Annotated in this window: 23 protein-coding genes and 1 pseudogene; 14 read left to right on the plus strand and 10 right to left on the minus strand. The window is 56.9% G+C overall.

The window, feature by feature from the left end:
• Positions 1–87 precede the first annotated feature (87 nt).
• The 5 genes from IM314_RS08720 (at position 88) to IM314_RS08740 (ending at position 7,310) form a co-directional block, all read left to right on the plus strand.
• On the plus strand, positions 88–774 hold the full coding sequence (locus IM314_RS08720; RefSeq protein WP_023331928.1) for a hydrolase: 687 nt from the start codon (positions 88–90) through the stop codon (positions 772–774).
• A 61-nt stretch (positions 775–835) separates the two neighbouring features.
• Complete coding sequence (locus IM314_RS08725) at positions 836–1,057, plus strand: DUF1427 family protein (protein ID WP_023618601.1); 222 nt, start codon at positions 836–838, stop codon at positions 1,055–1,057.
• The gene (locus IM314_RS08730; protein ID WP_063436519.1) at positions 1,054–1,317 is read left to right on the plus strand and encodes a XapX domain-containing protein; all 264 of its coding nucleotides are present in this window, start codon (positions 1,054–1,056) and stop codon (positions 1,315–1,317) included. Before IM314_RS08725 ends, IM314_RS08730 begins: the two co-directional genes overlap by 4 nt.
• A 20-nt stretch (positions 1,318–1,337) precedes the next feature.
• Positions 1,338–1,718, plus strand: coding sequence for a response regulator transcription factor (locus tag IM314_RS08735; protein WP_041911343.1), 381 nt, complete (start codon positions 1,338–1,340; stop codon positions 1,716–1,718).
• Between the two features lie 9 nt (positions 1,719–1,727).
• Entirely contained in the window at positions 1,728–7,310 is a 5,583-nt protein-coding gene (locus tag IM314_RS08740) for an AAA family ATPase (protein WP_193359399.1), read from the plus strand.
• 4 nt (positions 7,311–7,314) lie between these two features.
• Here the strand turns inward: IM314_RS08740 and IM314_RS08745 are convergent, their stop codons facing one another.
• The gene (locus tag IM314_RS08745) at positions 7,315–7,932 is read right to left on the minus strand and encodes a response regulator transcription factor (protein WP_047363981.1); all 618 of its coding nucleotides are present in this window, start codon (positions 7,930–7,932) and stop codon (positions 7,315–7,317) included.
• Positions 7,933–8,111: 179 nt separating this feature from the next.
• Positions 8,112–8,498 carry a VOC family protein gene (locus tag IM314_RS08750; RefSeq protein WP_047363980.1) on the minus strand — a complete coding sequence of 129 codons (387 nt, stop codon included), beginning with the start codon at positions 8,496–8,498 and terminating at the stop codon, positions 8,112–8,114.
• Between the two features lie 85 nt (positions 8,499–8,583).
• Between IM314_RS08750 and IM314_RS08755 the strand changes: the two are divergent.
• Positions 8,584–9,189 (plus strand): annotated as a pseudogene (locus IM314_RS08755) (ATP-dependent Clp protease proteolytic subunit); the annotation flags it as partial.
• 75 nt (positions 9,190–9,264) lie between these two features.
• Here the strand turns inward: IM314_RS08755 and IM314_RS08760 are convergent.
• Genes IM314_RS08760 through IM314_RS08775 form a run of 4 tightly spaced genes read right to left on the minus strand, consistent with a single transcriptional unit; the run spans position 9,265 to position 13,954 of the window.
• On the minus strand, positions 9,265–9,978 hold the full coding sequence (locus IM314_RS08760; RefSeq protein ID WP_193358575.1) for an HAD family phosphatase: 714 nt from the start codon (positions 9,976–9,978) through the stop codon (positions 9,265–9,267).
• A complete protein-coding gene (gene hypF / locus IM314_RS08765; RefSeq protein ID WP_193358574.1) occupies positions 9,971–12,349 on the minus strand; it encodes a carbamoyltransferase HypF in 2,379 nt (792 codons plus the stop codon). Before hypF ends, IM314_RS08760 begins: the two co-directional genes overlap by 8 nt.
• Entirely contained in the window at positions 12,321–13,358 is a 1,038-nt protein-coding gene (gene hypE, locus IM314_RS08770) for a hydrogenase expression/formation protein HypE (RefSeq protein WP_193358573.1), read from the minus strand. The genes hypF and hypE overlap by 29 nt, the downstream gene beginning before the upstream one ends.
• Complete coding sequence (locus IM314_RS08775) at positions 13,355–13,954, minus strand: cysteine hydrolase (RefSeq protein WP_193358572.1); 600 nt, start codon at positions 13,952–13,954, stop codon at positions 13,355–13,357. The genes hypE and IM314_RS08775 overlap by 4 nt, the downstream gene beginning before the upstream one ends.
• A 137-nt stretch (positions 13,955–14,091) precedes the next feature.
• On the opposite strand from IM314_RS08775, the gene IM314_RS08780 reads away from it, so the two are divergent.
• Both IM314_RS08780 and IM314_RS08785 read left to right on the plus strand, forming a co-directional pair.
• Positions 14,092–15,003 carry a LysR family transcriptional regulator gene (locus IM314_RS08780; RefSeq protein WP_193358571.1) on the plus strand — a complete coding sequence of 304 codons (912 nt, stop codon included), beginning with the start codon at positions 14,092–14,094 and terminating at the stop codon, positions 15,001–15,003.
• An 87-nt stretch (positions 15,004–15,090) separates the two neighbouring features.
• Positions 15,091–16,212: a cupin domain-containing protein gene (locus IM314_RS08785; protein WP_193358570.1), complete on the plus strand. Its 1,122-nt coding sequence runs from the start codon at positions 15,091–15,093 to the stop codon at positions 16,210–16,212.
• A 38-nt stretch (positions 16,213–16,250) separates the two neighbouring features.
• Here the strand turns inward: IM314_RS08785 and IM314_RS08790 are convergent, their stop codons facing one another.
• The gene (locus IM314_RS08790; RefSeq protein WP_193358569.1) at positions 16,251–16,439 is read right to left on the minus strand and encodes a DUF2767 domain-containing protein; all 189 of its coding nucleotides are present in this window, start codon (positions 16,437–16,439) and stop codon (positions 16,251–16,253) included.
• A 219-nt stretch (positions 16,440–16,658) separates the two neighbouring features.
• On the opposite strand from IM314_RS08790, the gene IM314_RS08795 reads away from it, so the two are divergent.
• From IM314_RS08795 to foxA, 3 genes are all read left to right on the plus strand, one after another.
• A complete protein-coding gene (locus tag IM314_RS08795; RefSeq protein WP_003863067.1) occupies positions 16,659–16,892 on the plus strand; it encodes a DUF2171 domain-containing protein in 234 nt (77 codons plus the stop codon).
• Positions 16,893–17,027: 135 nt separating this feature from the next.
• Positions 17,028–17,984: an AraC family transcriptional regulator gene (locus IM314_RS08800; RefSeq protein ID WP_193358568.1), complete on the plus strand. Its 957-nt coding sequence runs from the start codon at positions 17,028–17,030 to the stop codon at positions 17,982–17,984.
• Between the two features lie 121 nt (positions 17,985–18,105).
• Positions 18,106–20,214 (plus strand): ferrioxamine B receptor FoxA, encoded by a 2,109-nt coding sequence (foxA, locus tag IM314_RS08805; protein WP_193358567.1) that lies wholly within the window; start codon positions 18,106–18,108, stop codon positions 20,212–20,214.
• A gap of 79 nt (positions 20,215–20,293) precedes the next feature.
• Here foxA and IM314_RS08810 read toward each other — a convergent pair whose 3' ends face one another.
• Positions 20,294–21,709, minus strand: coding sequence for a PLP-dependent aminotransferase family protein (locus IM314_RS08810; RefSeq protein ID WP_060573248.1), 1,416 nt, complete (start codon positions 21,707–21,709; stop codon positions 20,294–20,296).
• Positions 21,710–21,885: 176 nt separating this feature from the next.
• Between IM314_RS08810 and IM314_RS08815 the strand changes: the two genes are divergently transcribed.
• Complete coding sequence (locus IM314_RS08815) at positions 21,886–22,047, plus strand: DUF1127 domain-containing protein (protein WP_032644967.1); 162 nt, start codon at positions 21,886–21,888, stop codon at positions 22,045–22,047.
• A 37-nt stretch (positions 22,048–22,084) separates the two neighbouring features.
• Here IM314_RS08815 and IM314_RS08820 read toward each other — a convergent pair whose 3' ends face one another.
• Positions 22,085–23,473, minus strand: a complete 1,389-nt coding sequence (locus IM314_RS08820; protein WP_193358566.1) for a PLP-dependent aminotransferase family protein — start codon at positions 23,471–23,473, stop codon at positions 22,085–22,087.
• Positions 23,474–23,574: 101 nt separating this feature from the next.
• Between IM314_RS08820 and IM314_RS08825 the strand changes: the two genes are divergently transcribed.
• Positions 23,575–24,054, plus strand: coding sequence for a carboxymuconolactone decarboxylase family protein (locus IM314_RS08825; RefSeq protein WP_014882392.1), 480 nt, complete (start codon positions 23,575–23,577; stop codon positions 24,052–24,054).
• On the opposite strand, the gene IM314_RS08830 is transcribed toward IM314_RS08825, so the two are convergent.
• Positions 24,041–24,943 (minus strand): LysR family transcriptional regulator, encoded by a 903-nt coding sequence (locus IM314_RS08830; RefSeq protein ID WP_041911333.1) that lies wholly within the window; start codon positions 24,941–24,943, stop codon positions 24,041–24,043. The two genes, IM314_RS08825 and IM314_RS08830, sit on opposite strands and share 14 nt — an antisense overlap.
• A 100-nt stretch (positions 24,944–25,043) precedes the next feature.
• Between IM314_RS08830 and IM314_RS08835 the strand changes: the two genes are divergently transcribed.
• Positions 25,044–26,456 carry an aldehyde dehydrogenase family protein gene (locus IM314_RS08835; protein ID WP_193358565.1) on the plus strand — a complete coding sequence of 471 codons (1,413 nt, stop codon included), beginning with the start codon at positions 25,044–25,046 and terminating at the stop codon, positions 26,454–26,456.
• Positions 26,457–26,465: the final 9 nt, after the last annotated feature.

The raw sequence follows: 26,465 nt of genomic DNA on the forward strand, positions 1-26,465 counted from the left end.
ACGCGGCGACGGAAAACCGCAGGATGAGGGTGACTTTATCGTCGCGGCGCTCGCGGCGATTTCTACCCTTAACCACTGGAAAATGCTATGACCTCTTCAAAGCTCGAAGTGTTAACCCCTGCGAACTGTCAGATCATCTTTATCGATCACCAGCCACAGATGGCGTTTGGCGTGCAGTCGATTGACCGCCAGGTGCTGAAAAACAACACCGTGGCGCTGGCAAAAGCGGCCAAAGTGTTCAACATCCCGACCATCATCACCACCGTTGAGACCGAAAGCTTCTCCGGTAACACCTATCCGGAGCTGCTGGACGTGTTCCCGGGCCAGGACATTCTGGAGCGTACCTCCATGAACTCATGGGACGACCAGAAGGTGCGTGACGCGCTGAAGGCTAACGGCAAGAAGAAGGTGGTGGTTGCCGGCCTGTGGACCGAAGTGTGCAACAACAGCTTCGCCCTGTGCGCGATGCTGGAAGGCGACTACGAAATTTATATGGTGGCGGACGCGTCCGGCGGCACCTCCAAAGAAGCCCACGACTTCGCGATGCAGCGCATGATCCAGGCGGGCGTGATCCCGGTGACCTGGCAGCAGGTGATGCTGGAGTGGCAGCGCGACTGGGCGCGTAAAGAGACCTACACCGCGGTGATGGATATCGTGCGCGAACACTCCGGCGCGTACGGCATGGGCGTGGATTACGCCTACACCATGGTGCACAAAGCACCGTCTCGCCAGAAGAGCGAGCACCGCACCTTAGCGCCGGTCCCGGCTCGCTAAGTTCCCTCGGCGGGCTGGCCCCTCATCCGGCTCGCCGCTGCCTCTTTCTCTGGAGTTCACAATGAGTACTGGGCTGATATCCCTTGCCGCAGGCGTGTTGATTGGCCTGATGTACGCCGTGCTGAAGGTGCGCTCCCCCGCGCCGCCCGCGCTGGCGTTGATTGGCCTGCTGGGGATGCTGGCGGGTGAGCAGGCGACGCGCCATCTCTTATCCCGCGACGGCGCGCCCCCGCCTCAGGTGACCGTTCCGCAGGCCAACTCGCAGACGGGAGCGTCGTCATGAAAGCATGGATAATTTCGCTGGTGTGCGGCGTGGGTGCTGGGGTAATTTACGCTCTGCTCGACGTCCATTCCCCGGCACCGCCGGTTGTCGCCCTGCTTGGCCTGTTTGGCATGCTGGTGGGCGAACAGCTCATCCCGGTGGGACGGCGTTTACTGAGTCGCGAACCGCTTACCCTCGCCTGGTTTCGTCACGAATGCGTACCGAAAATCAGCGGCACGGCGCCCCCTGCGCCCGCGAAGGACCCTCGCGACGTTAAATGACTGGTTAGAGGAAAAACAGCATGACGCTGCCGTGGCGCATTGCCATCATTGATGACGAACGTTCCGTCCGCAGCGGGTTGAGTAATCTCCTGGAGTCGGAAGGCTATTCAACCGACACCTTTGATTCGGCAGAGGTGTTTCTCAGCCATCCGCTTGCCCTGTCCGGCGCGGCGCTGGTGATCACCGATATCAAGCTGCGGGGCATGAGCGGCCTTGAGCTGTTTGACAAGCTGCGGCTGCTGGCCGTACCGCCGCCGCCCGTGCTCTTTATCTCCGGTCATGCTGATGAAAATATGCAGCGGTACGCTCTTAATCTGGGCGCCGCTGCTTTTTTGCGTAAGCCCATTAACATCGATATTCTGCTGGATCATATACAGCGGGAGCTGGCCCGCCGACAATAAGGATCGCGGATGAACGAACACGAGCAGCCTGCATTCTGGCCCGCCCAGGGAAATCTTCACCAGGGGCGGGTTTTTGTCCTTAAAGAGGATGTGATGTTTACCGTGCTGGCGCAGGAGGGCGGTATCGCCTGGATGCATGCGCGACATCCTCATTCCGGCGGCTCGTTCATTATCGCCACCGCGGTCAGCGACGAAGAGGAAGAGCGGGCCACCCGGCTGCTGAAAAACGAGTTTGCGCTGCGTGACGTGATGCAGGACAGCTGGGCCATTCGCGCCGTCGCGTCCACCCAGTACCGGGGACGCTTCGCGCTGGTGTACGCCCCGTTTGCCTTTGAGCTGCTGGCGCGGCGCGCGGGCAGGGCGATCTCGGGGATCGCGCGCTTTATCGAGCTGGCGATCCAGATCTGCACGCCCCTGCGCCAGATGCATCTGCAAAACCTAATCCACGGCGATATCAAGCCCGGCAGCATTTTTATTCATCACGATGGCACCTGCCGTCTGGGCAGCTTTGGCCTCTCCTGCACGCTCTCCGATGCTTTCTCTCAGACCCGGCTTGCCGTTTCAGGCGGTACGCCCGCCTGGATGTCGCCGGAACACACCTCCCGCACCCGGCGTCCCGTGGATAACCGCAGCGATCTCTACAGCCTCGGCATGGTGCTGTATGAACTTCTGACCGGCCGCCTGCCGTTTGAGCTGGGAGAGGACGACCAGACCAACTGGGCGCATTACCACATCGCCTCGGCGCCGCTGGCCCCGGACACGATCCGCCCGGACGTGCCGGGTATGCTGTCGACCATCATCCTCAAGCTGCTGGAAAAGCACCCGGATAACCGCTACCAGACGGTCGACGGGCTGATTGCCGACCTCCGCCGCTGCCAGGCGACGCTGACCTGCGAGGGCGAGATCGTCGCCTTTACCCCCGGCCAGCAGGATCGCACCCCGGCGATCCGGCGGGCGGACTCCCTGTTCGCGACGCATCCGCAGGCGAACGACGTCATTGCCGCGTTTGAGCGGGTGGGGCAGAACCGGGTGCCGGAGCTGGTAACGATCGCCGGGCCGTCAGGGATCGGCAAATCGTCCATCATCGCGACGGCGCTCAAAACGCTACAGCAGCGGACGGTGCTGCTGGCGGTGGGCAAAGTCGACCAGTTTTCGCCGTCGCTGCCCTACGGCGCATTAAGCTCCGCGTTCCGCACCCTGACGCTGCACCTGCTGGGGCTGCCGGCAGACGAGGTGGCGAAGTGGAAAATCCGCCTGTCGCGCGCCCTGGAGGGGTACGAGGCGCTGGCCGTGAGTCTGGTGCCCGAGCTGGGCCTGCTGCTCGAGAGCAAGCCGCGCTTCTCGGCGGATACGTTTTCCATTGATGCCCGGGCGCGCTTCAGCCATATGGTGCTGGCGCTGGTGAAAACCTTTGCCTCGCAGGGCTGCCCGCTGGTGCTGGTGCTCGACGATCTCCAGTGGAGCGACGCCGCCAGCCTGCAAACGCTCAACTACCTGCTGGTGAACTGCGGCGCGATCCCGCTGCTGGTGGTGGTCGCTCACCGCGATATCGATGCCTTGTCCGAACCCGCACTGCAACAGCTGCTGGCGAGCCTGCCGGAGGCGGCGCAGCACGCGAGCGCAATTGTCCCGCAGGCGCTTTCCGTGAAAGCGGTGGCGCGCTGGCTGGGGACGGTATTTCGCACCCGCAGCACGGCGACGACCGATCTCGCCACGCTGATCCATGAAAAGACCGGGGGCAACCCGCTCTTTGTACACGAGTTTTTCCGCCGCATCGTCGATGACGGGCTGGTGGTACACAACAAATATCAGGACAAGTGGCGCTACGATCTTCAGGCGATCCGCGCCCGGCATTACACCGAAAACGTCGTGACTCTGGTGCTGGAGCAGCTTGAAGAGCTGCCCGACGAGACGCGCCGCCTGCTGGGCAACCTTGCCTGTCTCGGCGGCACGGGTGAAATGGAGATGATCTGCCGCGTGGTTGGTATATCGATGGCGGAGATGCGCTACGCGCTGCATCCGGCGGTGATGGCCCAGCTCATCGTGCTGACGGAAAAGGCGTATTCCTTCACCCACGACCGGGTGCAGGAGGCGGCCTTTGCGCTGCTGGACCGGCATGAGAAAAGCCATATTCACCTGACGACCGCCGGTCTGCTGGCCGATGCCGCGCGCCAGGCTGCGGGGAACGAGCTGCTGTTCTGCGCCGTTCACCACGTCACGGCCGCGCTGGACAGCGTCCAGCCCGCCCCGCAGCGCCAGATGTTCCGCGAGCTGAGCCTGCTGGCCGCGCGACGCGCGAAGCGTTCGGGGGATTATCTTTCGGCGCTGAGCTATATCCAGACCGCCCGAGCGCTGGGAAACGCCGGGACGGTGTCGGACTTTATGCTCGATATCGAAGAGGCGGGCTGCGAGTTTGCGCTCGGCCATCTGGAGCGGACCCGCGAGCTGTGCGATGCCATCCTTGGCTGCCCCGGCGGGCTGACCGAAAAAGCGCTGGCGGCCAACCTGCTGGTGGAAGTCTACATTCGCCAGTCGGACAGCCGTCTGGCGCTGGAGGCGGCGCTCTGCTGGCTGGGAATTTTTGGTATTCAGATCGGCCGCCATCCGGAAGACGCCGACTGCGACGAGGCCTGGGAACGCTTCTGCAACCGCGCGAATGATGCGCCGCAAAACCTGTTTGCCCCGCTCTCGCGGATGGATAACCCGGAAACCGAAGCGGTGATGAACCTGCTCTACAGCGCCAGCATTTGCGCCAGCTTCATCTGCCCGCGCCTGCACTTTTTACTGCTCTGCCGCATGATGCACCTGACCCTCGACCACGGCATTACCGGCGCCTCCACCACGGCGATGGCCTGGTTTGGCGTGCTGATGGGCCACCGCTACGCCGAGTATCGCCTCGGGTTCCAGTACGGCACCCTCGCCCGCGAGCTGGTGAGTCGCCACGGCTACGACGCGTTCGAAGCCAAAACCCTGCTGCCGCTCGACCAGCTCAGCGTCTGGACCCAGCCTTTGTCGTTTACCATCGAGTGCGCGAAGGCCTGCTTTACCTCGGCGGTGACCCACGGGGATATGACGATGGCCTGCTTTGCGGCCTGCCACCAGGTGATCAACTTCCTCTCGCGGGGCGATCACCTGGACGGGGTGCTGACCAGCATCGATCGCGGCCTGGCGTTTGTGCGAAAAACCCACTTCCAGGACGTGGAAACCATTTTGACGATCCAGCGCACCTTTGTTGCGTTTTTGCGCACGCCGGTCATCGGCACCTGGACCGCGTCGCAGGCGCTGCCCGAGGCGCTGCTGCCCGCGTCGCCGGAGCAGGCGCCGGAGCAGACCTCCACCATGCTTTTCTGGTACTGGCTCTACCGCGGCATGGCGCACTTTACCTGCGGCGAATATGCCGACGCGCAGGCGGATCTCGAGACGGCGGGGTGGTACGCGTGGTCTGCGCCGGGCCACATCCATCTGCTGGATTACCATCTTTACAGCGCGCTGGCGCTTTCCCGTCAGCTGACGCCGGAGACCTTCTCGGCGAATCATCGCCGCAGCATTCACGCCCACTACGACAAAATCGCCCTCTGGGCGCGCATCAATCCCGGCACGTTCGCGGATAAAGAGGCGCTGATCTACGCCGAAATCGTGCGTCTGGACGGGATGAACAGCATCGCGCTTGAGCAGTATGAGAAGGCGGTCCGGCTCTCCCGCGAGGGCGGCTTTAACCCCATTAACGCCCTGGCCCACGAGCTGGCTGGGCGCTTCGCGCTGGCCTGCGGCTACCCGACCGCCTCGGACGCGCACTTCCGCGGCGCAATTGCCGCCTGGGGGCGGGCGGGCGCGCAGGCCAAGGTGCGCCAGCTGGAGCAGGATTTCCCGCACCTGCTGGCCTCCGGGCAGGCCAGCGCCTATGACACGGTGGCGTTCGCCCAGAACGAGACGATCCGCGATCTGCAAAGCGTCATCAAAGCCTCCCGCGCGCTGTCGGAAGAGATCAATCTCGAGCGCTTGATCGAAAACCTGATGACCAGCCTGCTCGAACGCGCCGGGGCGCAGCGCGGCCTGCTGCTTCGCGTGAGCGATAGCCTCATCCCGGAGATCGAAGCCAGCGCCTGGACCAGCACCGAAGGCGTGCGGGTGCGGATCCTGAAAGACGTGCCGACGGCGACCGACATGCCCCTGTCGGTGCTCGCGGCGGTGATCCGCACCGGGCAGGAGATCCGCACCGGCAGGCCGGAGGAGTTTCACCCCTTCAGTCAGGACCCTTATCTGGTGACCTCGGGGGCGGCGGTCATGTGCGTCCCGATGTTCAAACAGGCGCGGCTGGTGGGCGTTCTGTACCTGGAAAACCGCCTGATGCCGGAAGTGTTTACCGCCGAGCACTCGCGCGTGGTCAGCCTGCTGGGCGCGCAGGCGGCGGTCTCCCTGGAGACAGCGCGGCTGTACGCCGAGCTGCTGGCGGAGAACATCCAGCGCCGCCGGGTGGAAAAAGAGCTGCGCGCCAGCCAGACCTCGCTGATGCTGGGCGAGCAGATCAGCCACACCGGCAGCTGGCGCTGGGAGCTGGAGCAGGATCTGATGTTTGTCTCGGAGGAGTATGCCCGCATCCTCGGCCTGCCCGAGCGGCAAAAGACGATCTCCATGGCGGAGTTTTTGACCTTCGTTCATGAGGACGATTACGCCCGCATCAGCGCCATCGTCACCCAGAGCGTGCGGGAAGGGCTCTCGATGCGCGCGGAGTTTCGGGTTAAGCGTACCGACGGCTCAACGCGCTATATCCTCGGGATTGGCGATCCGGTGGGCGTGGGCAGCGAGGTGAACGAGTATTACGGCATCATTACCGATATCACCAGCCAGCGCGCCGCGGAGGATGCCATGCGGGTGGCGCAGGCGGAACTGGCGCGGGTGTCGCGGGCCACCACCGTCGGACAGTTAACCTCCTCCATCGCCCACGAGATCAACCAGCCGCTGATGTCCATCGTCTCTAACGCCGGGGCGAGCCTGCGCTGGCTTAACCGCGAGCCTGCCCGGCTGGATAAAGTGCGGGAAGGGCTGGAGGAGATCGCGGCGGAAGGCGCGCGGGCGGGAGAGATCATTCGCAGCATTCAGTCCCTGACGCGCAAGCAGGAGCCCACCTTCGCGCGCATCGATCTGCACTATCTGATCCACCATATCATCACGCTTTCGCGCAGCGAGCTGGAGCAGCGACACATTAGCGTTGATTATCTGTTGAAGGCGCAGGACAGCTTTATCACTGGCGATAGCGTGCAGATCCAGCAGGTGCTGCTCAACCTGGTGATGAATGCGGTGGAGGCGATGGCCGAGGTGAAGGATCGCGCCTGTACCATCATCCTCAGCACCGCCAACGCGGAAGGGAAAGTGATCGTTGAGATCGCCGATACCGGGAGCGGCATTGAGCCCGGGCGGCTGGAGCAGATTTTTGACTCGTTCTACTCCACCAAGCCACAGGGGATGGGGATGGGGCTGACCATCAGCGCCAGCATCATCGAGCGCCACTGCGGGAAGCTGAGCGCGCGCCGCCGGGAGCCTTACGGCACGGTGTTCGCGTTTGCGCTGCCGCTGGCGGCGCAGGAAGGGTAAAAGGTTACTCCGCGGGCTGGCTTTTGGTCAGGCGCTCAACGGCCCTGACCAGCTCGGCAACCGAGCGCACCTGCATTTTCTCCATCACGCGGCGACGGTGCACTTTCACCGTGATCTCGCTGACGCCCAGCTCGGCGGCAATCTGCTTGTTGAGCTTGCCGGTGATGGCAAGCTCAAGCACCTCGTGCTCGCGCGGCGTGAGGGACAGATGGCGCTGCTTCAGGGCGTAGTGCTCTTTATTGCGCACGGCGTTGTTTTCCGCCAGCTGCAGCGCGGACTCAATGGCGTCGATCAGCGCGGCGGATTCAACGGGCTTGGTGAGAAATTCGTACGCGCCGCCTTTGATGGCGCGCACCGACATCGGGATAGTGCCGTGGCCGGTGAGAAAAATAATCGGGATCTCGCGCCCGCTGTCTTTGAGCGCGTCCGCCACCTCGAAGCCCGAGATGGCGGGCATCTGCATATCGAGGATCACGCACGACGGCAGATCCTCAAACCGGTGTTGAAGAAACGTTTCTGCTGATGAAAAGCCGATGGCGTTTAAGTCTGCCGATTCCAGCAGCCCGATTACGGACTGCCTGACCACGTCATCGTCATCAACCACATACACAATGTGTTCCATTCACCGCCCCGGTGCTGATTTAAATGTCGAGGATGCAAACAGTCCCAACGGTGGCGTAAGAGACTGTTTATGCTGACTTTCATCTTAACACATTAAATATCATTATCATTTAACAATATGATAACCATATGAAGTATAGCGAGCCGGGGCGGGGGCGGTGAAGGAATGAAACGCTGTTTTTATGCACCGACAAGCTCGATGCGGTTGCCGTCCGGGTCCGCGATCACCGCTTCATAGAAGCCGTCCCCGGTCATGCGCGGGGCGCTGAGCAGCGTGCCGTTGGCCTGCGCCCGCTCGGCCATGCTGTCCACTTTTGCCTTGCTGCCGACGTTAATGGCGATATGCGCCCAGCCGATAAACTCCGGGTGCGACGGGGCGTCGGGCAGGTCCGGCAGCGTCATCAGCTCGAGGGTCGGCCCGTCATCCAGGGTAATAAAATGGGATTCAAACCCCGGACGGTTTTTGCTGACATAGCGTTTGTTACTGCGGCCATTAAACACCGTTTCCCAGAACTGAACCTGAGCTTCAAGGCTGCGGGTCCAGAGTGCGACATGTGCAATATTCATAAGATCCCTCGTTATTTGTCTGTGAGGACTTTCACCGATAAAACAGGCTACACTCTGGTTTTGAGCGCGACAAGCTGAGGAAACAACAATGCACTACACACTGAAAGAGAGCGACAAGGACAAAGCGGAAGGGTCAAGCGGCGCGGGCGCTCTGCAGCAAAAACTGCTGGAGTCCCGTTCGATTGTCATCTCCGGCGAGATCAACCAGGAGCTGGCGCAGAAGGTCATTACCCAGATGATCCTGCTGCAAAGCGTCAGCAACGATCCGATCAAGCTGTACATCAACAGCCAGGGCGGCCACGTGGAAGCGGGTGACACCATTCACGACTTTATCAAATTCATTCGCCCGGACGTGCACGTTATCGGCACCGGCTGGGTGGCGAGCGCCGGGATCACCATCTTCCTGGCCGCGAAAAAAGAGCACCGCTACTCGCTGCCGAATACCCGCTTTATGATCCACCAGCCGCTGGGCGGCGTGCGCGGTCAGGCGACGGATATTGAGATCGAAGCGCGCGAGATCATCCGCATGCTGGATCGCGTCAACAAGCTGATCGCTGACGCCACCGGCCAGCCGCTGGAAAAAGTGAAAAAAGACACCGACCGCAACTACTGGATGTCTCCGGCAGAAGCGCTGGACTACGGCATCGTGGGCAAACTGATTACCCATTATGACGAGCTGAACCTGGATTAAGGTTTTGATTCATCTGTTACCCTGAAAGTTCTTGCTCCCTGTTCAAGGGGAGCAAGAACAATTTAAAGCATGTCGCTAGTCGTCAGACTCAATAAATCTTTCTGCAACTAATACGTGCCCTGGGCACAATGAAATTGCGGCCTTACTATCCATACGTGTTAATACCTCGACTCCTGTGAAATCAGGGATAGCGCATCTGGCTCCATTAGCAATCAGTTCAATCCCACCTATTCCAACGCAACAGGTGCCAGCACTCACTGCAGACGTCACTCCACTCCTTGAATCTTCAAAAACAATGATTTTCTCCGGTGGCGTTGAGAGCCGTTCCGCAGCAAGTAGGTAGGGATCGGGAGAGGGTTTCCCTTTTTTGACATCATCCCGTTCAACAATAACCGAAATACAGTGTTGCACCCCTAGCATGGAAGTTACACGATCAATTTTCTCTCTCCACCCGCTAGTCACTATGCCAATGCGGATTCCTACTGAATCAAGTGAAGTAATTAGCTCTGCAACGCCCGGAATAGGATCATATTCCGCTGTATTCTCCACATAAATAATGTGTGCCTGAATTTTTCTCTGCGCTTCAACAGGCAGGTCACTAAAAAGTGCCTGGATAGTATGAGGTCCAGGCTGTCCGTGTATGTGCTTGATAATGTCGTCTTGCGAAATTGTCTTGCCAAATATTTCCGCAGCTTCTCGCCAGCCTCTTTCAATGACTGAGTTGGAATCAATAAGCACGCCATCCATGTCAAATAATACGGCTGAAAAATGATTTACGTATTCACGCATGCTCGGTCTCCCTGACATCAATATGTTTTTCCTGTAATTGCCCCATCGCTACAACAATTTGACCTAGTGATATACCGCCATCGTTGGTGGGGACGCTCTGGTGGAAATAAGGTTTCAGGCCAGCAGAATTTAACCCTTCCACAGTATTAAGCAGGATAAATTCATTCAAAAATACACCTCCGCTTAATACGACCTGTCTTGTTGCGGATACTTTTGATAAACGCATACAAACTGAGATGATCATGTCCACAATCGTTGAATGAAAACGCCTGCTCAATAGGGGGAGATTAGGCGCTGTCGTAGTAAGCTCAGACACTAATTCCCTTATCATTGGACGATAATCCACTTCTAGATGACCATTTTTTTCTTGGATACAATATGAAAAAGGTTGTGACATGTAGAGATCGCGATTTAGTAAGGCTTCAAGCTCAATAGCAGCTTGTGCTTCATATTCGACATACGAGCAAATACCTATTAACGCTGATATGCCGTCAAATAACCTTCCCATACTACTGGTTTTGGGGGAGTTGAAATGCCTGGCAGCCATTTTAGCGTACACGCTAAGCTGCTGAGCTGACAGCACTTCAAGCGCAGGAAGGTTAACGCCCTCGACATGTTCTCCGTATAGTGCTGTTAACAACGATATAGCAATCCTTATAGGCTCCTTAACAGCCTTGTCGCCGCCCGGGAGAGAGAAGGTACGAAGGAATGCTGCCCTTACGAAGCTTTTTTCATCACCGGTAAGAAATTCTCCACCCCATATGGTGCCGTCTGTTCCATATCCCGTACCATCGAAAATAACGCCGATAGTTTTACCAGAAAGCCCATTTTCTGCCATGCATGACACCATGTGTGCGTGGTGATGCTGTACCTGAATAACTTGTAGCTTTGATTGCTTTAGTGCATTACGTGTAGAGCGAAAAGAAGGATGCAGATCGCAGGCTATTGCATTAGCTCTTGTGCCAAGCAATTTTTGCAGATGGTTTACACATTCGAGATGAGAATTGAAAGTTTGGTCATTTTTTAAGTCACCAATGTGTTGGCTGATGAAAACCTCTTTACCCTTAGCGATACTCACCGTAGTCTTTAATTCAGCACCTAGCGCAATAGACCTACCTGCGTCAAATGGCAAATGAACAGGATAAGGAGCATATCCGCGCGAGCGTCGAATGAAAGAAAGGTGACTATGTCTTCCCTCTGGTAACGACATAACACGAACGACAGAGTCATCAACACGCGTCTGTATGTCGCGATTGTTGAGAATAAAATAATCAGCAATGTCACCTAATTGTTCAATTGCGCGAGCATTATCACACACAATAGGGTGGCCAGAGCGATTCCCGCTCGTCATCACCAGTGCTGGCATTTTCGGATCGCTAAGTAATAAATATTGAAGCGGAGTTGAGGGGAGCATTACTCCAATACTGGGATTATGAGGCGCAACAGAGTTTGCGAGCATATTGTGTCGCTTTCGTAGCAATACGATTGGTCGCTGTGAACTTTCAAGAATTTCTTGCTCCTGCACATTTATATAAGCAATACGTGATGCACTATCACTGTTTAAGAGCATCACCGCGAAAGGTTTTGAGTCTCTGCGTTTACGTTTTCTTAATTCCTGAACAGCATTATTGTTACTTGCATCGGTGACAAGATGAAATCCACCTAAGCTTTTCACGGCAACAATGGCTCCTTCTTGTAACCGTGCGAGGGCGAAATCGATAATATCATCGGTAACGATTGTTGAGCCGTCGCGTTGAGTTAATTGCAATTGTGGACCACACTCAGGACAGGCATTTGGTTGGGCATGATAGCGACGATCTTCAATATCATCATATTCATGCTGACATGCGCTGCACATAGAAAAGGCACGCATCGTGGTCTTTTCTCGATCATAAGGCATCCCTTTAATGATGCTATACCGTGGCCCACAGTTCGTACAATTTATGAATGCGTATTTATAGCGCCTATTATCCGGTGTGTTCATTTCTTCCAGACAGTCACTGCAAACATTTGAATCTGGAGGGATAATAGTATTCATACTGCTAAGAAGATGACTTTCTCGAATATTGAACTCGGTATACCGAAGTTCGTTTTTTTCTCTTTGCACTTCCTGCACACTGATAATTTTGGCCATAGGAGGAGGGCTTAATATCAGTTCGTCAAGGAAACGGGTAAGATTGTCTTGTGTTGCTTGTATTTCAATTAATACGCCTTCCGAATCATTAAGGACCCAGCCTGTAGCATCAAATAACTGTGCCAGGCGATGTACAAAGGGCCGGAATCCGACCCCCTGGACGATGCCGCATACGCGATAACGCCGTATTAAAAGATCATCGAACTGATTAACAGAGTCGTGGGAGTTCAGCACCATAAAGTTCCTCAATTGTTGACAGTGTTCCATCTGGCTCAAGCATGGTGACTTTTGGCTCAATGGTTGGAAGAACTTCGCCGACAATAGCCGCATTTTGGCCGAGCGGATGGGCCCTTAAAAGGGCAAGCGCGTCATCTGCGCTATCTGGCTCAACGAACAAGCAAAGACAACCTTCGTTAGCAAGGTTTATTACATCCACTCCTAACATATTGGCAGCCATTGCTGCTTCAGGCTGTATTGGCAAGGATTGCTTCTCGCAACGAATCTCATTTCCGGAAGCTCGGGCATGCTCATGGAGAACGGCAGATAAGCCGCCACGCGTAACATCCCTCATGGACGCTATTTTTCCAGCAGGAAGATTATTGAGCAGGGACCGAATCATATGGTTGAGAGGTGCGCAATCGCTCAGAATATTTCTTTCAAATCCCAGACCTTCTCTGATAGATAAAAGGTGAATTGAGTGGTTTCCAATGTTCCCGCTGAGAATGATTTTTTGTCCTGGACGTACATTTTTTATTGAGACCGACGGATTTTCGAAGACACCAATGCCTGCGGTGTTAATAAATAACTGATCGGCTTCACCTTTACCTACAACTTTTGTATCCCCTGCTACAATTTTAATATCGGCCGCTTTAGCTGTTTCACGCACTGATTCAATAATCTTGATTAGGTCTGACATTAACATGCCAGCTTCAATGATCAGGCTGAGCGTCAGATAAAGCGGTTTTGCTCCGCTCACAGCGAGATCGTTGACGGTACCACATACCGCAATTTTTCCTATGTCGCCATTGCCGTAGATGATCGGTGTTACGACAAATGAGTCCGTAGTAAATGCGAGTTTTCGGGAAGGAAGTTCCAGCAGTGCGCTGTCTTCCATTGTTCCAAGGTAGGTATCTCCCAGAATATGCGCTATCAACTCAACCAATTCGCGACTTAAGCGAGCGCCAGTACCATGATCCAGCAGGACTGTCTCTGTTTTTTTATCTTTGATTTCTAATTCGTTGCTCATGATCCTCTCCTTTCACTACGTTCCGGAAGATCGCCATGTTTTTCTAACAAAGAAAGAATCTCAGAGGAGGACGCTACGGTAGCGCAATATCTTGAAAGCCATTCCAGAGCACGGACTGTATCTTCTGAGGAAGGGGCAAATACACAATCTTCCGGGACCCAAACGTTGTATCCGCGAAAAAATGCATCTGCAGCAGTTGTCTGTACGCAAACATGGGTTTGCAAACCCGTAACGATGACCGTTTTGATACCGAGATCCTGTAGCGTCTCATCAAGATTATTGTTGAAGAAACCACTATCTCGACCTTTTACAACGATAAGGTCTGAGGAATGGCATATGCTACTGATAATTTGATTTTCAGGTCTTCCAGCTAAAGCGGGAATGCCCGCAGCGCGGTTTTTATAGCGACGTTGAACAGCTGGATCGCTAGGGTCATTTATGAGTTGCAGATGTATGATCGTTTGATTTTGTTTTCTCACACCGTCTAAAAAGGCATTGAAAGCTATCAACTTTTGCGCGAGTTCTTCTTCAGAATGCGTAATTTTATAAGTGAACTCATACTGCAGATCGTTAGTCAGTACAGCAACATTTGGCATTTTTATATATTCCTTTATATTCATATAGCGAATTACATAAATCTTACTGCCAGATACGGTTTCTTCTTTGGCAGGTATTTTCTATAATGTGTCTATGACGTGTTCTTGTAAAATTCCATTTTTTCAGGATTTGATAAATGAAAGGAATCGATATCAAGTTGTTACGGGCATTTGTAACACTTGCAGAGCAGGGGAGTTATCATCGCGCTTCGCGGCTGTTGTTTTTGACGCAACCTGCGTTATCAAAGCAGATAAAAATGTTAGAGACTCTTATTGGTGGTCCTCTTTTCACTCGCGGTCGATATGGCGCAATCTTAACTGAGCCCGGCCGCCAGCTTTTTTTAAAGGCAAATGAGTTACTGAAGATTCATGCTGATTTTTTGAATTATGCCGAAAAACTATTTAAAGATAGCCATGAAAAACTTATGCTTGGTTTTGGGATTTCAACTTTTCATACAGTACCATTATGGATAAATACCTTCCGGCATAAATTTTCGGAGTGTGAAGTAAATATAAGCAATCTCCCCTCAGGTGTGCAGCGTAAAATGCTACTTGAAGGAACTCTTGATATCGGCTTCTTCCGGATGCCGGCTGGCAATGAGTTAACTTCTCGAGTGCTCTACAAAGAAAAGTTGATACTGGCTATACCATCATCTTATAAAAAAGACATTACACATATCCGTGATGTGCTATCTCAGTATCCTTTATTACAATTGACTCCTGCTGTTAGCCCATGTCTTGCAGAACAAACTTCTCAGTTTATCCTTACCAACCAATTAATTGCTGACCCTGTCTCGGTGACAGATGATATGCCAACTCTGCTGGCATTGATCGCGGGTGGAAATGGAGTCGCTTTTTTGCCTGAAAGCGTGAGACATATTTCACCAGAAGGAGTAAGACTTATCGTACCTGACCTGGAATCACTGTACTGGGAAATTTGTGTGGCGTGGGATCCTAAAATAATCCGTCCATATCGGGATGAATTTTTACTCATTGTTGAAGCGCATACGGGAAAAGATTTGAGGCGATCTCATCATTCCGTCCGTTGAAGAGTCTTCGACATTGACCCATGACAAGGCAGTTTGATGCGCTCTCTTACATAATCGCGCCTGTTTCCCCTCTCACTGGTGCTACCCATGGCGTATCAATTGAACCTGAACTGGCTGGAATTTCTTGAGAAATACTGGCAAAAACAACCCGTAGTGCTGAAAAATGCCTTCCCGAATTTTGTCGACCCGATTACCCCGGACGAGCTGGCAGGCCTGGCGATGGAGCCGGAAGTCGATAGCCGTCTGGTGAGCCACGCTAACGGCAAATGGCAGGCCAGCAATGGTCCGTTTGAGCATTTCGATAACCTCGGTGAAACCGGCTGGTCGCTGCTGGCGCAGGCGGTGAACCACTGGCATATGCCCGCCGCCGAACTGGTGCGTCCGTTCCGCGTCCTGCCGGACTGGCGTCTTGATGACCTGATGATCTCCTTCTCCGTGCCGGGCGGCGGCGTGGGTCCGCATATCGATCAGTACGACGTGTTTATCATTCAGGGGATGGGCAGCCGCCGCTGGCGCGTGGGCGACAAGCTGCCGATGCGTCAGTTCTGCCCGCATCCGGCGCTGCTGCATGTCGATCCGTTTGAGCCGATCATCGACGAAGATCTTGAGCCGGGCGATATCCTCTATATTCCGCCTGGATTCCCGCATGACGGCTTCACCCATGAAACCGCGCTCAACTACTCCGTCGGCTTCCGCGGGCCGAACGGCCGCGATCTGATCAGCAGCTTTGCCGACTACGCGCTGGAAAACGATTTGGGTGGCGAGCACTACAGCGATCCGGATCTGACCTGCCGCGAACACCCGGGCCGCGTGGAGCAGTACGAGCTCGATCGTATCCGTCAGATGATGATCGACATGATCAGCAAGCCGGATGATTTCACAAAATGGTTTGGCAGCTTCGTCTCCACGCCGCGTCACGAACTGGATATTGCCGCCGCCGAGCCGCCTTATTCCGCAGACGAGGTGCTGGACGCGCTGCAGGGCGGCGAAACGCTGTCGCGCCTGAGCGGCCTGCGCGTGCTGAACGTTAACGGCAGCTTCTTCATTAACAGCGAACAGCTGGAGACGGTAGACGCGAAGGGCGCGGACGCGCTGTGCCGCTACACCGAGCTCGGCCAGGCCGAGCTGGGCGATGCGCTGAAAAACCCGGCGTTTGTGGACGAACTCACCGGGCTGATTAACCAGGGGTACTGGTACTTCGACGAGTAACAGGAGGCGGCGTTTAGTCAGCCTAAACGCCGCTACGTTCAAACCAGCATATTACACGCCTTCCAGTAGTTCAAAAGCCGCTCGTCGTCGCGCTCTTTCTCCGCTTTGATTTTCATCGCCTGGGCGAGATTCTCTCGCGATAAATCATGGCCTTTTTGCACGATGTCCAGGACCGCTTCACCAAGAGCCAGCGAAATTTCTGCCCGATTATTATTGCGAATCGTCATAAATACCTCCTCGTTGGTTGCGATAATTTAATTATGAACGGGAAATAATCAGTCGGTAATAATTCATCTCATTCTTATTTTTTCCTTTCGGCGCTAAATAGACATAATATTCGATTCTGTCAATGATGTTTCAAAATGCTAATAAGCCTTTTAAGCCAGAATTTATGCGCTACAGTTAATTTCGTGCAACAGGCAAATAACCGAAACAGGAGAATAATTATGGTAGATAAAAGCGCAATTAAGGATCACACTCAGGTTGTCGCCAGCTGCGGAACGCACGTCGGGGTTGTGGACCATCTTGATGGTGAGCGCATCAAGCTTGCGAAGAGCGATCCGGAATCGGGCGGCAAACACCACTTTATTCCGCTCGGCTGGGTCGATAAGGTCGAAGATAATAAAGTTGTCCTGACCAAAAACCATAAAGAGGTTTTTGCTGAGTGGCAGGAAGCATAAATATATTTCTCGCAAGGAAATATATGACTTCGCTCCGGCTTCGTCCGGAGCGTAATAATGTCTGCGCCCGGTGATTGCTGCCATTGCAAAGGGATGGTACTGTTTTGCCTGCCCTTTCCCCGATGCAGGCCCCGAATGATGCTCCAGAGTGAAAATAGATCAGCGAAACGCATATTTTTTGTTGAAGATTTTCAGGTATTCGGCGAGCGCTACGGCATCGACTACCGTTTCCCCCAGTTAAAAGAGGCGCAGGCCAGCGGCAGCCCCGTGTTGCAGGGGAATGTTGAAGAGATGATGCTCTCGTCCGGCATTTCGCTGACCCATTCCGACGTACGTGTATTACAGCCCTATGAAACCACCTCTCGCCACAGCAGCCCGCTCTATATGCTGGTGGTGCTGGAAGGGTGCGTGACGCTCACGCTCAATGGTATCGATTATCCCGTCCACCCGGGCATGGCGTTCAGCTCTCGTCTGAGTGAAGATCAGGTAATGAGCGCGCGTCACGATGCCGACAGCACGCTGAAAACGCTCTCGTTTGGCGTGTATCCCCACGATGCCGGACGTGAAGCCCTGCTTGACTCATTGCTTCTGGAATGGCAAAGCCTGAATGCACCCGCGTTTGTCTGGCAGGTTCCCGAGTTTGTGATGTCAGGTATTCTGCATGCGCAGCGGCAGAGGGGAAGCGTGCTCTCACGCAAGCTGGTGCTGGAGGGGCTGATGTACCAGCTGCTCGGCCACGGCCTCAGCCAGCGCCAGCAGCCTTGCCTAAGCCGCCCTGAGCATGCGCGTCTTGAACGCGTGCGGAGCCTGCTGGAACAGTCTCCTGAGCGGGATCATAATCTCGCGCAGCTGGCAGCCCTTGCCGCAATGAGCCCAAGCAGCCTGCGCAGCAAGTTCCGTCAGCGCTACGGCTGCACGCTCTTCGATTACCTCCGCGACTGTCGCCTTGCGCTGGCGCGTCGCTATCTGCTGGAAGGCCACAGCGTGCAGCAGGCGGCGTGGATGTGCGGGTATCAGCATGCCACCAACTTCGCCACCGCGTTTCGTCGTCATTACGGGATTTCACCGGGTGACGTGCGCAAACTCCGCTAACGTAATTTCGGCCATCGCGCGAACGTATCCCGTGCGGTTTAGCATTGCGCATACATAACCTGGCGGCGCGCATAGCCGTTTGCATCCTCAAAAAGGTAATAATTCTTATTAACAATAAGAAATGTCTCTGGAGAGGGTTATGTTTGCTAAATCGCGTCTGGCACTGCTGGTGGGATGGGTTACCGGTAGCGTCGCTTTTCCTTTACTGGCGCAGGATGCGCAAAAAACTGACACCGTGGTGGTGACCTCGCAGATGCAGTCTGCGGCCACCAAGCTTGAAACGCCGGATATTGAAACTCCGCAGTCGGTCTCTATCGTCACGCGCGAGCAGTTCGAAGAGCAGGGCGCAACCAGCGTGCGTCAGGCCGTGAGCTACACGCCGGGGGTCTACAGCAACCAGATTGGGGCGTCTAACCGCTTTGACTACATGGTGCTACGCGGCTTCTCTGACGGCAGCCTGGACAACGTCTACCTGGACGGCCTGAAGATGATGGGCGACACCAACTCTCACAGCTCGCTGGTGGTTGATCCGTGGTTCCTGGACAGTATCGAAGTCGTGCGCGGTCCGGCCTCCGTGCTCTATGGCCGTTCATCGCCGGGCGGGATTGTGGCGCTTACCTCCCGTAAGCCGTCGTTCGATCCGGGCGGGGAGATCAAGCTCTTCGCCGGGAACAATAACCAGCGTGGGGCGATGTTCGACGTTACTGGCCCGGTTGATGATAATGACCGCGTGGCGGTGCGCCTCAGCGGGATGACCCGCTATGCCGATTCCCAGTTCGATCCGCTGAAGGAAGAGCGTTACGCGCTGATGCCGAGCCTGACCTGGCGTATCACCGATAACACCCGTCTGGATCTGATGGCCTACCTGCACCGCGATCCGGAAGGTGGCAGCCACTCCGGCCTGCCGTATGAGGGCACGGTTGTGCCGCACAGCGGGAAGAAAATCTCCAACACGTTCTTTGAAGGTGAAGACGAATACGACAAGTACGATCGTCGGGAAAATATGGTCGGCTATAACCTTGAGCACCTGTTTGACAGCGGCTGGTCCGTGCGCCAGAAGCTGCGCTACCTGCACACCAAAGTGGAGCTGAACCAGGTGTATGCCGCAGGCTGGCTGAATGACACCGAGCTGAACCGCGGCTATTCCGGCTCCGACGAGAAGATGAACGCCATCACCCTGGATAACCAGGTCGACGGCAGCTTCGACACCGGAGCGGTGAACCACCGCGTGCTGATCGGTATGGACTACCAGGACCGCACCAACAACGTGACCGGCTACTATGGCGGCTTCCCGCCGATTGACGCCTTCCACCCGGTTTACGGTGCGAAGCCGGACTACATCACCCAGTACAGCAGGGAAAAGCATAAGCTTCGCCAGACCGGTTACTACCTACAGGATCAGATGTCCGTTGACCGCTGGCGCCTGACGCTCGGCGGGCGTTACGACCAGGTGAGCGTGTCGAACGTCGACAACTTTAACCACACCCGCAGCGATCTGGATAAAAACAACTTCAGCAGCCGCGCGGCGCTGCTGTATCTGTTTGATAACGGCGTTGCGCCGTACGTCAGCTACTCCACCGCCTTTACGCCGACCAGCTTTGCCGACGAGCAGGGCAATATCCTGGATCCGATGAAGGGCAAGCAGTGGGAAGCGGGCGTGAAGTATGAGCCAGAAGGGATGAACAGCCAGTTCAGCGCCTCGGTGTTCCGCATTAACCAGAAGAACATTGCCACTAAAGAGGAGCCGACCGATCCGTACCGTTCCATCGGTGAAATCGAATCCAAAGGCGTTGAGCTGGAGGCGATTGGTCAGCTGACCGACAGCCTGCGCATGCAGGCGGCGTATACCTACACGGATATTCGCTATAAGAAGAGCAGCCCGGAAGAGGAGGGCAAGCGCGCCGTCTATGCCCCGCGTAACATGGCCAGCGCCTGGCTGAGCTACGACGTCAAAACCGGCCCGCTGGACGGCCTGACCGTCGGCTCCGGCGTGCGCTATGTCAACGGGATCGCCAGCGATCGCCAGAACACCCATACGCTTCCATCGTACACGCTGGTTGACATGGTCGTGGGGTATGACCTGTCAAAAGTGGGGCTTACGGGCGTGAGTGCGCAGCTGAACGTCAATAATCTGACGGACAAAAGCTACGTTGCGGCGTGTAACTCGCTCTCTTACTGCTACTTCGGTGCAGAACGCAGCATTGTGGGCAGCGTTTCGTGGAAGTTCTGAGTCGTTGATTTTGCCGGGTGGCGGCTTCGCCTTACCCGGCCTACTCTGTTCCGTAGCGCCACCGGCGCTAAAAAACGTACTACTCCTCCATCGCAATCACAATCGCCTCGCCCATCTTCTTCAACGCCTCGCGATGCTTATCCGTCGGCGGCAGCGCCACGTTGATCCGCAGGCAGTTGCGGTACTTCCCGGAGGCGGAAAACAGCGACCCGGCCGCCGCCTGGATCTTCAGGCGGCACAGCTGCTTGCTGACGCACACCATATCCACCTTCTCCGGCAGCTCAACCCACAGCAGGAAGCTCCCCTGCGGGCGGGTGACGCATATCTCTGCCGGAAAATACTGCCTCACCCAGCAGGTATAGGTCTCCATATTCTGCTGATAAATCTGACGCATACGGCGCACGTGGCGATGGTAATGGCCGTCGCGAATAAACGCCGCCACCGCCATCTGCGTGCCCGGCACGTTAAACCCGCCCGCGGCGTATTTCATGTGCATCACCCGGTCGTAATAGCGTCCCGGCACAATCCAGCCGACGCGAAGGCCCGGCGCCACGGTTTTGGTAAACGAGCTGCAAAGGATCACGCGGCCATCAATGTCCATCGAGTGAATGGTGCGCGGGCGCGGGTACTCCGCCGCCAGCTCACCGTAGATATCATCCTCCACAATCACGATATCGTGCCGCTGGGCGAGGGCTAAAACCTGTTTTTTCCGCGCTTCCGGCATGATAAACCCGAGCGGGTTATTGCAGTTGGGCACCAGGATCACCGCCTTGATCGGCCACTGCTCCATTGCCAGCTCTAACGCCTCGATGCTGATCCCGGTTTCAGAGTCGGTGGGAATTTCAATCGCCTTGATGTCAAACCCGCGCAGCATCTGCATGGTGCCGTGAAAAGATGGCGATTCCACCGCCACGATGTCCCCCGGTTTGCACACCGAGAGCAGGGCGATCGACAGTGCGCCGTGGCAGCCGTTGGTGATGACAATCTCATTCGCTGCCACGGTAGAGCCGCCGTCCAGCATCAGGCGGGCGATCTGCTCGCGCAGCTCAAGGCGGCCGTCGAGCACGTCATAGCTCAGCATCTCGCTTGGGTTATGCTGTGCAAGGCGGCTCATCTCGCGCCACAGGGGCTTCAGGCTCGGCTGGTTAATGTCCGGCGAGCCGCCGCCAAAGGAGATCATCTCTTTGTCGGCGCGGGCGTCCAGCAGCATCATCACCTCATCCCACTGGGTGACGTCCACCGGGCGCTGCACCGGGCGCGTCATCGCCGGGACGGGCGGCTGGGCTTTGCGTTTCGAGACAAAATAGCCGGAGCGCGGCTGGGGGGTGATCAGCTGAAGGTTTTCGAGGATCTGGTAGGCCTGCTGTATGGTGCTGATGCTCACGCCATGCTCCTGGCTCAGGGCGCGCACCGACGGCAGACGCTCGCCGCTGCGATACAGCCCTTGTTCAATGCGTTCTGCCAGAAGGTTGGCCAGGTGTTGATAGCGCGTCATGCTGTATCCTTTATTTTCACCATACAGATTATTAAACCAGTACAGATTGCCGCAAAAAACGGCATGCAGATACCGTTTTAGCGGATCTGTATGTTAAACAAAAGTTGTTTTTGCATCTGTATTGCGCAGGTCGATTTCCAGGATGATAACCCCACTGGCACAGTGAGGAGAGCATTATGGAATTCTACGAAAACCGTTCAAAACGTCCGTTCGTCGTATTTGTCTGGATCGGCAAAACGATCCGCAACTGGTATCGCATCAACCGGACCCGCCGCATCCTGAGCCAGATGAGCGACGAGCAGCTCAAGGACGTCGGGTTATCCCGCAATGATATTTAAACCGTGGCCGGGTAAGGCGCAACCGCCACCCGGCGGTTCAGTTCAACAGCGCGAGCGTCTGCCGTTTCGGCCTTTCCAGCAGCTCCACCGCCTCCTGATAGGTCCGCACGTTGTTATAGCCCATTACCAGCCCGTAGCGTTTGCCCGACCCGCGATACCACTCCGAGAGCGCATTGACCTGCAGCTGCTGTTCCTGCCAGCAGCGCGCGACTTCCCGGTCACGGCTTCCTTTGGTCAGAAACGCCACGATATGCATCCCGCCGTCGTTTTGCTCGGTGAAAAACAGATCGCCATACACCTCGCGCAGGGCGGCAATCATCCAGTCGCGGCGGGTCTGATACAGCGCGCGCATCTTTTTCAGATGACGGAAAAAGTGCCCTTCGTTGAGAAACGCGGTGAGGATCTTCTGCGTCAGCACCGGCTGGCCGCTGGTGGTGATGTCCGCGCAGTCGGTAAAGGCCCCGACGGTGCGGGCGGGCATCACCACGTAGCCCATGCGCAGCGACGGCATGATGGTTTTACTGAAGGTGCCCATAAAAATCACCCGGTCGTGATGGTCGAGGCTTTTCAGCGACGGCAGCACCTTGCGGGTGTAGTGAAACTCCCCGTCGTAATCGTCTTCGATGATCCACGCCTCGTTCTGGCTGGCCCAGTCGAGCAATTGCTGCTTGCGCGGCAGGGAGAGCGTCACCGCAAGCGGGCTCTGGTGCGAGGGGGTGACGATGGCAAAACGCGCGTCACGATGGTGACGAAGCAGGTAGTCCGTATCAATGCCGCAGCGATCGACCGGCGCCGTGTGCAGGCGCGGCACGATCCGCTTCAGCAGCTGCTGGCCCATAAAGTAGCCCGGATCTTCAAACACCACCTTGTCGCTGCGGCTGGCGAGGGTATCGAGGATCAGCCGCAGGCTGCCGCTGTAGCCGCTGGTGATCAGCACCTGTTCGGCGCTGCAGGACAAGCCGCGCGAGATATTGAGATAGCTGGCGATGGCCTGGCGCAGCGGATACCAGCCCAGGACGGGCGGGTTGAGCATCTCCTCCTGACGCATGGCGCGCGTCGCCTGGCCCGCCAGCAGCAGCCATTTTTTATACGGGAAGCTGTCGAGGGCGGGGATGCCGGGGCGCAGAAAACCGGCCCGCTCGCGCTGGCTGATAAGCGAGGCCGGAAGCGTGCCGGTAGGCTGTTCTGCAGGGGCATTGTTATCCGGTAGCAGTAAATCCGGGTTGACCCGCGTGCCGCGCGCGCCCTGGCTCACCAGATACCCTTCACCCGTCAGAATGGCATACGCCGTTTCGACGGTTTTGCGCGCCACCTTCAGCTCTTCCGCCAGCACGCGGATGGCAGGCACCTTATCGCCCGGCTTCAGCACGCCGCGCGTGATGTTGTCGCGATAGCGGGTATAAATGTCGTGATAGCCCGGCCTCATGTCCTACCTCATTTCACGCTTTTTGTATCTTTTTACTATGTCATGAACAGCGTAGATTTGCCTCATCGCACGGCACATGCCGCACAAAAAGAGGAAAGACAATGAGCACTCGCGTTAACCACCATAAAGTTACACCTGCCCTCGCCAACGCGCTGTCTGCCCTGAGCATGGAGGTGGCAAAAACCTCCATCGACCCGGCGCTGAAGCACCTAATCGACATTCGCGTGTCGCAGCTGAACGGCTGTACGTTCTGTCTGGATATGCACTCTAAAGAGGCCAAAATCGCCGGGGAACGCGAGCTGCGCCTGTACCATCTGGCGGCCTGGCGCGAGTCCCCGCTGTTCAGCGCCCGCGAGAAAGCCGCGCTGGCCTTCACCGAAGCGCTGACCCAGATTGGCGTTCACGGGGTGAGCGACGCGCTGTACCGCAGCGTGGCGGAGCACTTCTCGGACGTGGAGATTTCAGAGCTGAACTTCGCCATCGTGGCGATCAACGCCTGGAACCGTCTTGGGATCACCTCCCGCATGGCGCCCGGCTCGCTGGACGCGGCTTACGGACTGAATAAGGCTAACCTGGAATAATCCCGCGCTCGCGGATCATCGCCACCAGCGCCCGCAGTCCCGGCGGGACGTGGCGATGGCCGGGGTAATACAGGCGCAGCCCGGCAAAGGGCTGCGCCCAGTCGTTTAAAACGCTCACTAGCTCTCCATTCTCAAGCTCTTCCCGGATATACAGTTCCGGCAAAAATCCTACCCCTAATCCCGCCTTTACGGCGCGGATCGAGGCGAAAAGATCGGATGTCGCAAAGCGTGGCGGTACGGCAAGGGCGTACGTTTCCCCCCGACGCGCCAGCTCCCAGCGGTAGATCCCCCCGTGGGCCATGCGCATGCCGATCCCCTGATGTGAAAGCAGATCGTCCGGCGTCTGCGGAGTACCGTGACGGGCAAAATAGTCCGGCGTGGCGGTCACCAGCTGGCGGATCTCTCCGGTCAGCGGCACGGCGATCATGTCCTGCGGCACGGACTCCTCGAGGCGGATCCCCGCGTCGTAGCCTTCCGCGACGATGTCGATCATGCGCGCTTCGCTGACGGTTTCCACGCGCATCTTCGGATAGCGGATCATAAAGTCGATCAGCAGCTGGTCCAGAAACAGGGTGCCGATATGGTTCGGCACGTTCAGACGCAGCGTGCCGGCGGGTTCCCCGGTGTCGCTGTGGATCTCCTCGCTGGCGAGGCGGATCTCCTGCAGCGCCGGGCCAACGCGCGCCACGTAGCGCTGTCCGGCGTCGGTGAGCGCCACGCTGCGGGTAGTGCGGTTAAAGAGGCGAGTATCCAGGCGGCTCTCCAGCCCGGCGATGGCGTTACTGACCGCCGTGGCGGACATGCCGAGCTCCTGCGCCGCGCCGCGAAAGCTGCCGCGCCGCACCACCGCCATAACCACTTCCAGCTCTGTCAGACCTGAACGATGCATAGATTATCCTGAAAATCGAAACAACCCTTGCAGCATAGCGTGGATTATCGCAACGGAGAAGCCGTGCCAGACTGTGCTCACACAGCCTGAGGAGGTTTATATGCACACTATCGAACAGATCTTTATTAACGGCGAATTTATTACCCCGCACGGCACCGAACGGTTTGATTTATACAACCCGGCGACGGCGCAGGTCATCGGGCAGGTACGCCTTGCGGATGAGGTTGACGCAGCGCGCGCCGTTGCGGCGGCAAAAGCGGCGTTCCCCGCGTGGTCGCAGACGACAAAGCAGGAGCGCATTGCCGCGCTAAAACGTATGCACGCCGCCGTGGCCGCTCGTCACGACGAGCTGCTGGAAGCGGTCATCGAAGAGTACGGCGCGCCCGCCTCGCGCTCGGCGTGGATGGCCAGCTATCCGGCGGAGGTGATTGCTCAGGCGATTGAGGCGCTGGAGGCGTTTGAATTCGTCACCCCCGCGGGCGCAGCCACGGTGCAGATGACGCCGCTTGGCGTGGCCGGGCTGATTACGCCGTGGAACAGCGACGCAGGATTTATCTGCGGCAAGCTGGCGGCCGCGCTGGCCGCGGGCTGTACGGCGGTGATCAAGCCGAGCGAAATGAGCGCCCTGCAAACGCAGATTGTTACCGAAGCGCTGCGCGATGCGGCTCTGCCGCCGGGCGTGTTTAACATCGTCACCGGGCGGGGTGAAACGGTCGGTGACACAATCAGCCGTCATCCGGATGTGGCAAAAATCTCGTTTACCGGTTCCACGCATACCGGCAAGGCGATCCTGCGCAACGCGGCGGAAAGCTTTAAGCGCGTGACGCTGGAGTTAGGCGGGAAATCGCCGACGATCCTGCTGGATGACGTGGATCTGGCGCAGGCGATCCCGCTTGTCATTCAGGCCGGGTTTATGAACAGCGGGCAGGCGTGCGTGGCCGGTACGCGCATTCTGGTGCCTTACTCGCGTGAGGCGGAGATCGAAACCGCGCTGGCGCAGGCCGTGGTGGCGGTGAACTCCGGCGACCCGCGCGAAAAATCAACGGACGTCGGCCCGATGGTCAGCGCAAAGCAGTGGCAGCGGGTGCAGGGCTATATCCGCAAAGGTGTCGAAGAGGGGGCGCGCCTGCTGGCGGGCGGCGAGGGGCGGCCGGAAGGCACGCAGGACGGCTGGTTTGTGCGCCCGACGCTGTTTGCCGACGTGAACAACCAAATGACGATTGCCCGCGACGAGATTTTTGGCCCGGTGCTGTGCGTAATTCCCTATCGTGACGAGGCGGAGGCGATTGCCATTGCCAACGACACGGACTACGGCCTGAGCGCGGTGGTGCTGGGCGGTGCGGACCGCGCGCGCCGCGTGGCGCAGCAGATTGTTTCCGGTCGCGTGCTGGTGAACACCCTGGCCCATGAACCGAAAGCGCCATTTGGCGGGTTTAAGCACTCCGGCGTGGGGCGCGAGATGGGCGAGTGGGGGATCCGCGCGTTTATGGAGCCGAGGTCGGTTCTGGGCTAAAGCTTCGCT

This window comes from Enterobacter cloacae complex sp. P42RS (genome assembly GCF_014930595.1).
Taxonomy (GTDB): Bacteria; Pseudomonadota; Gammaproteobacteria; order Enterobacterales; family Enterobacteriaceae; genus Enterobacter; species Enterobacter bugandensis.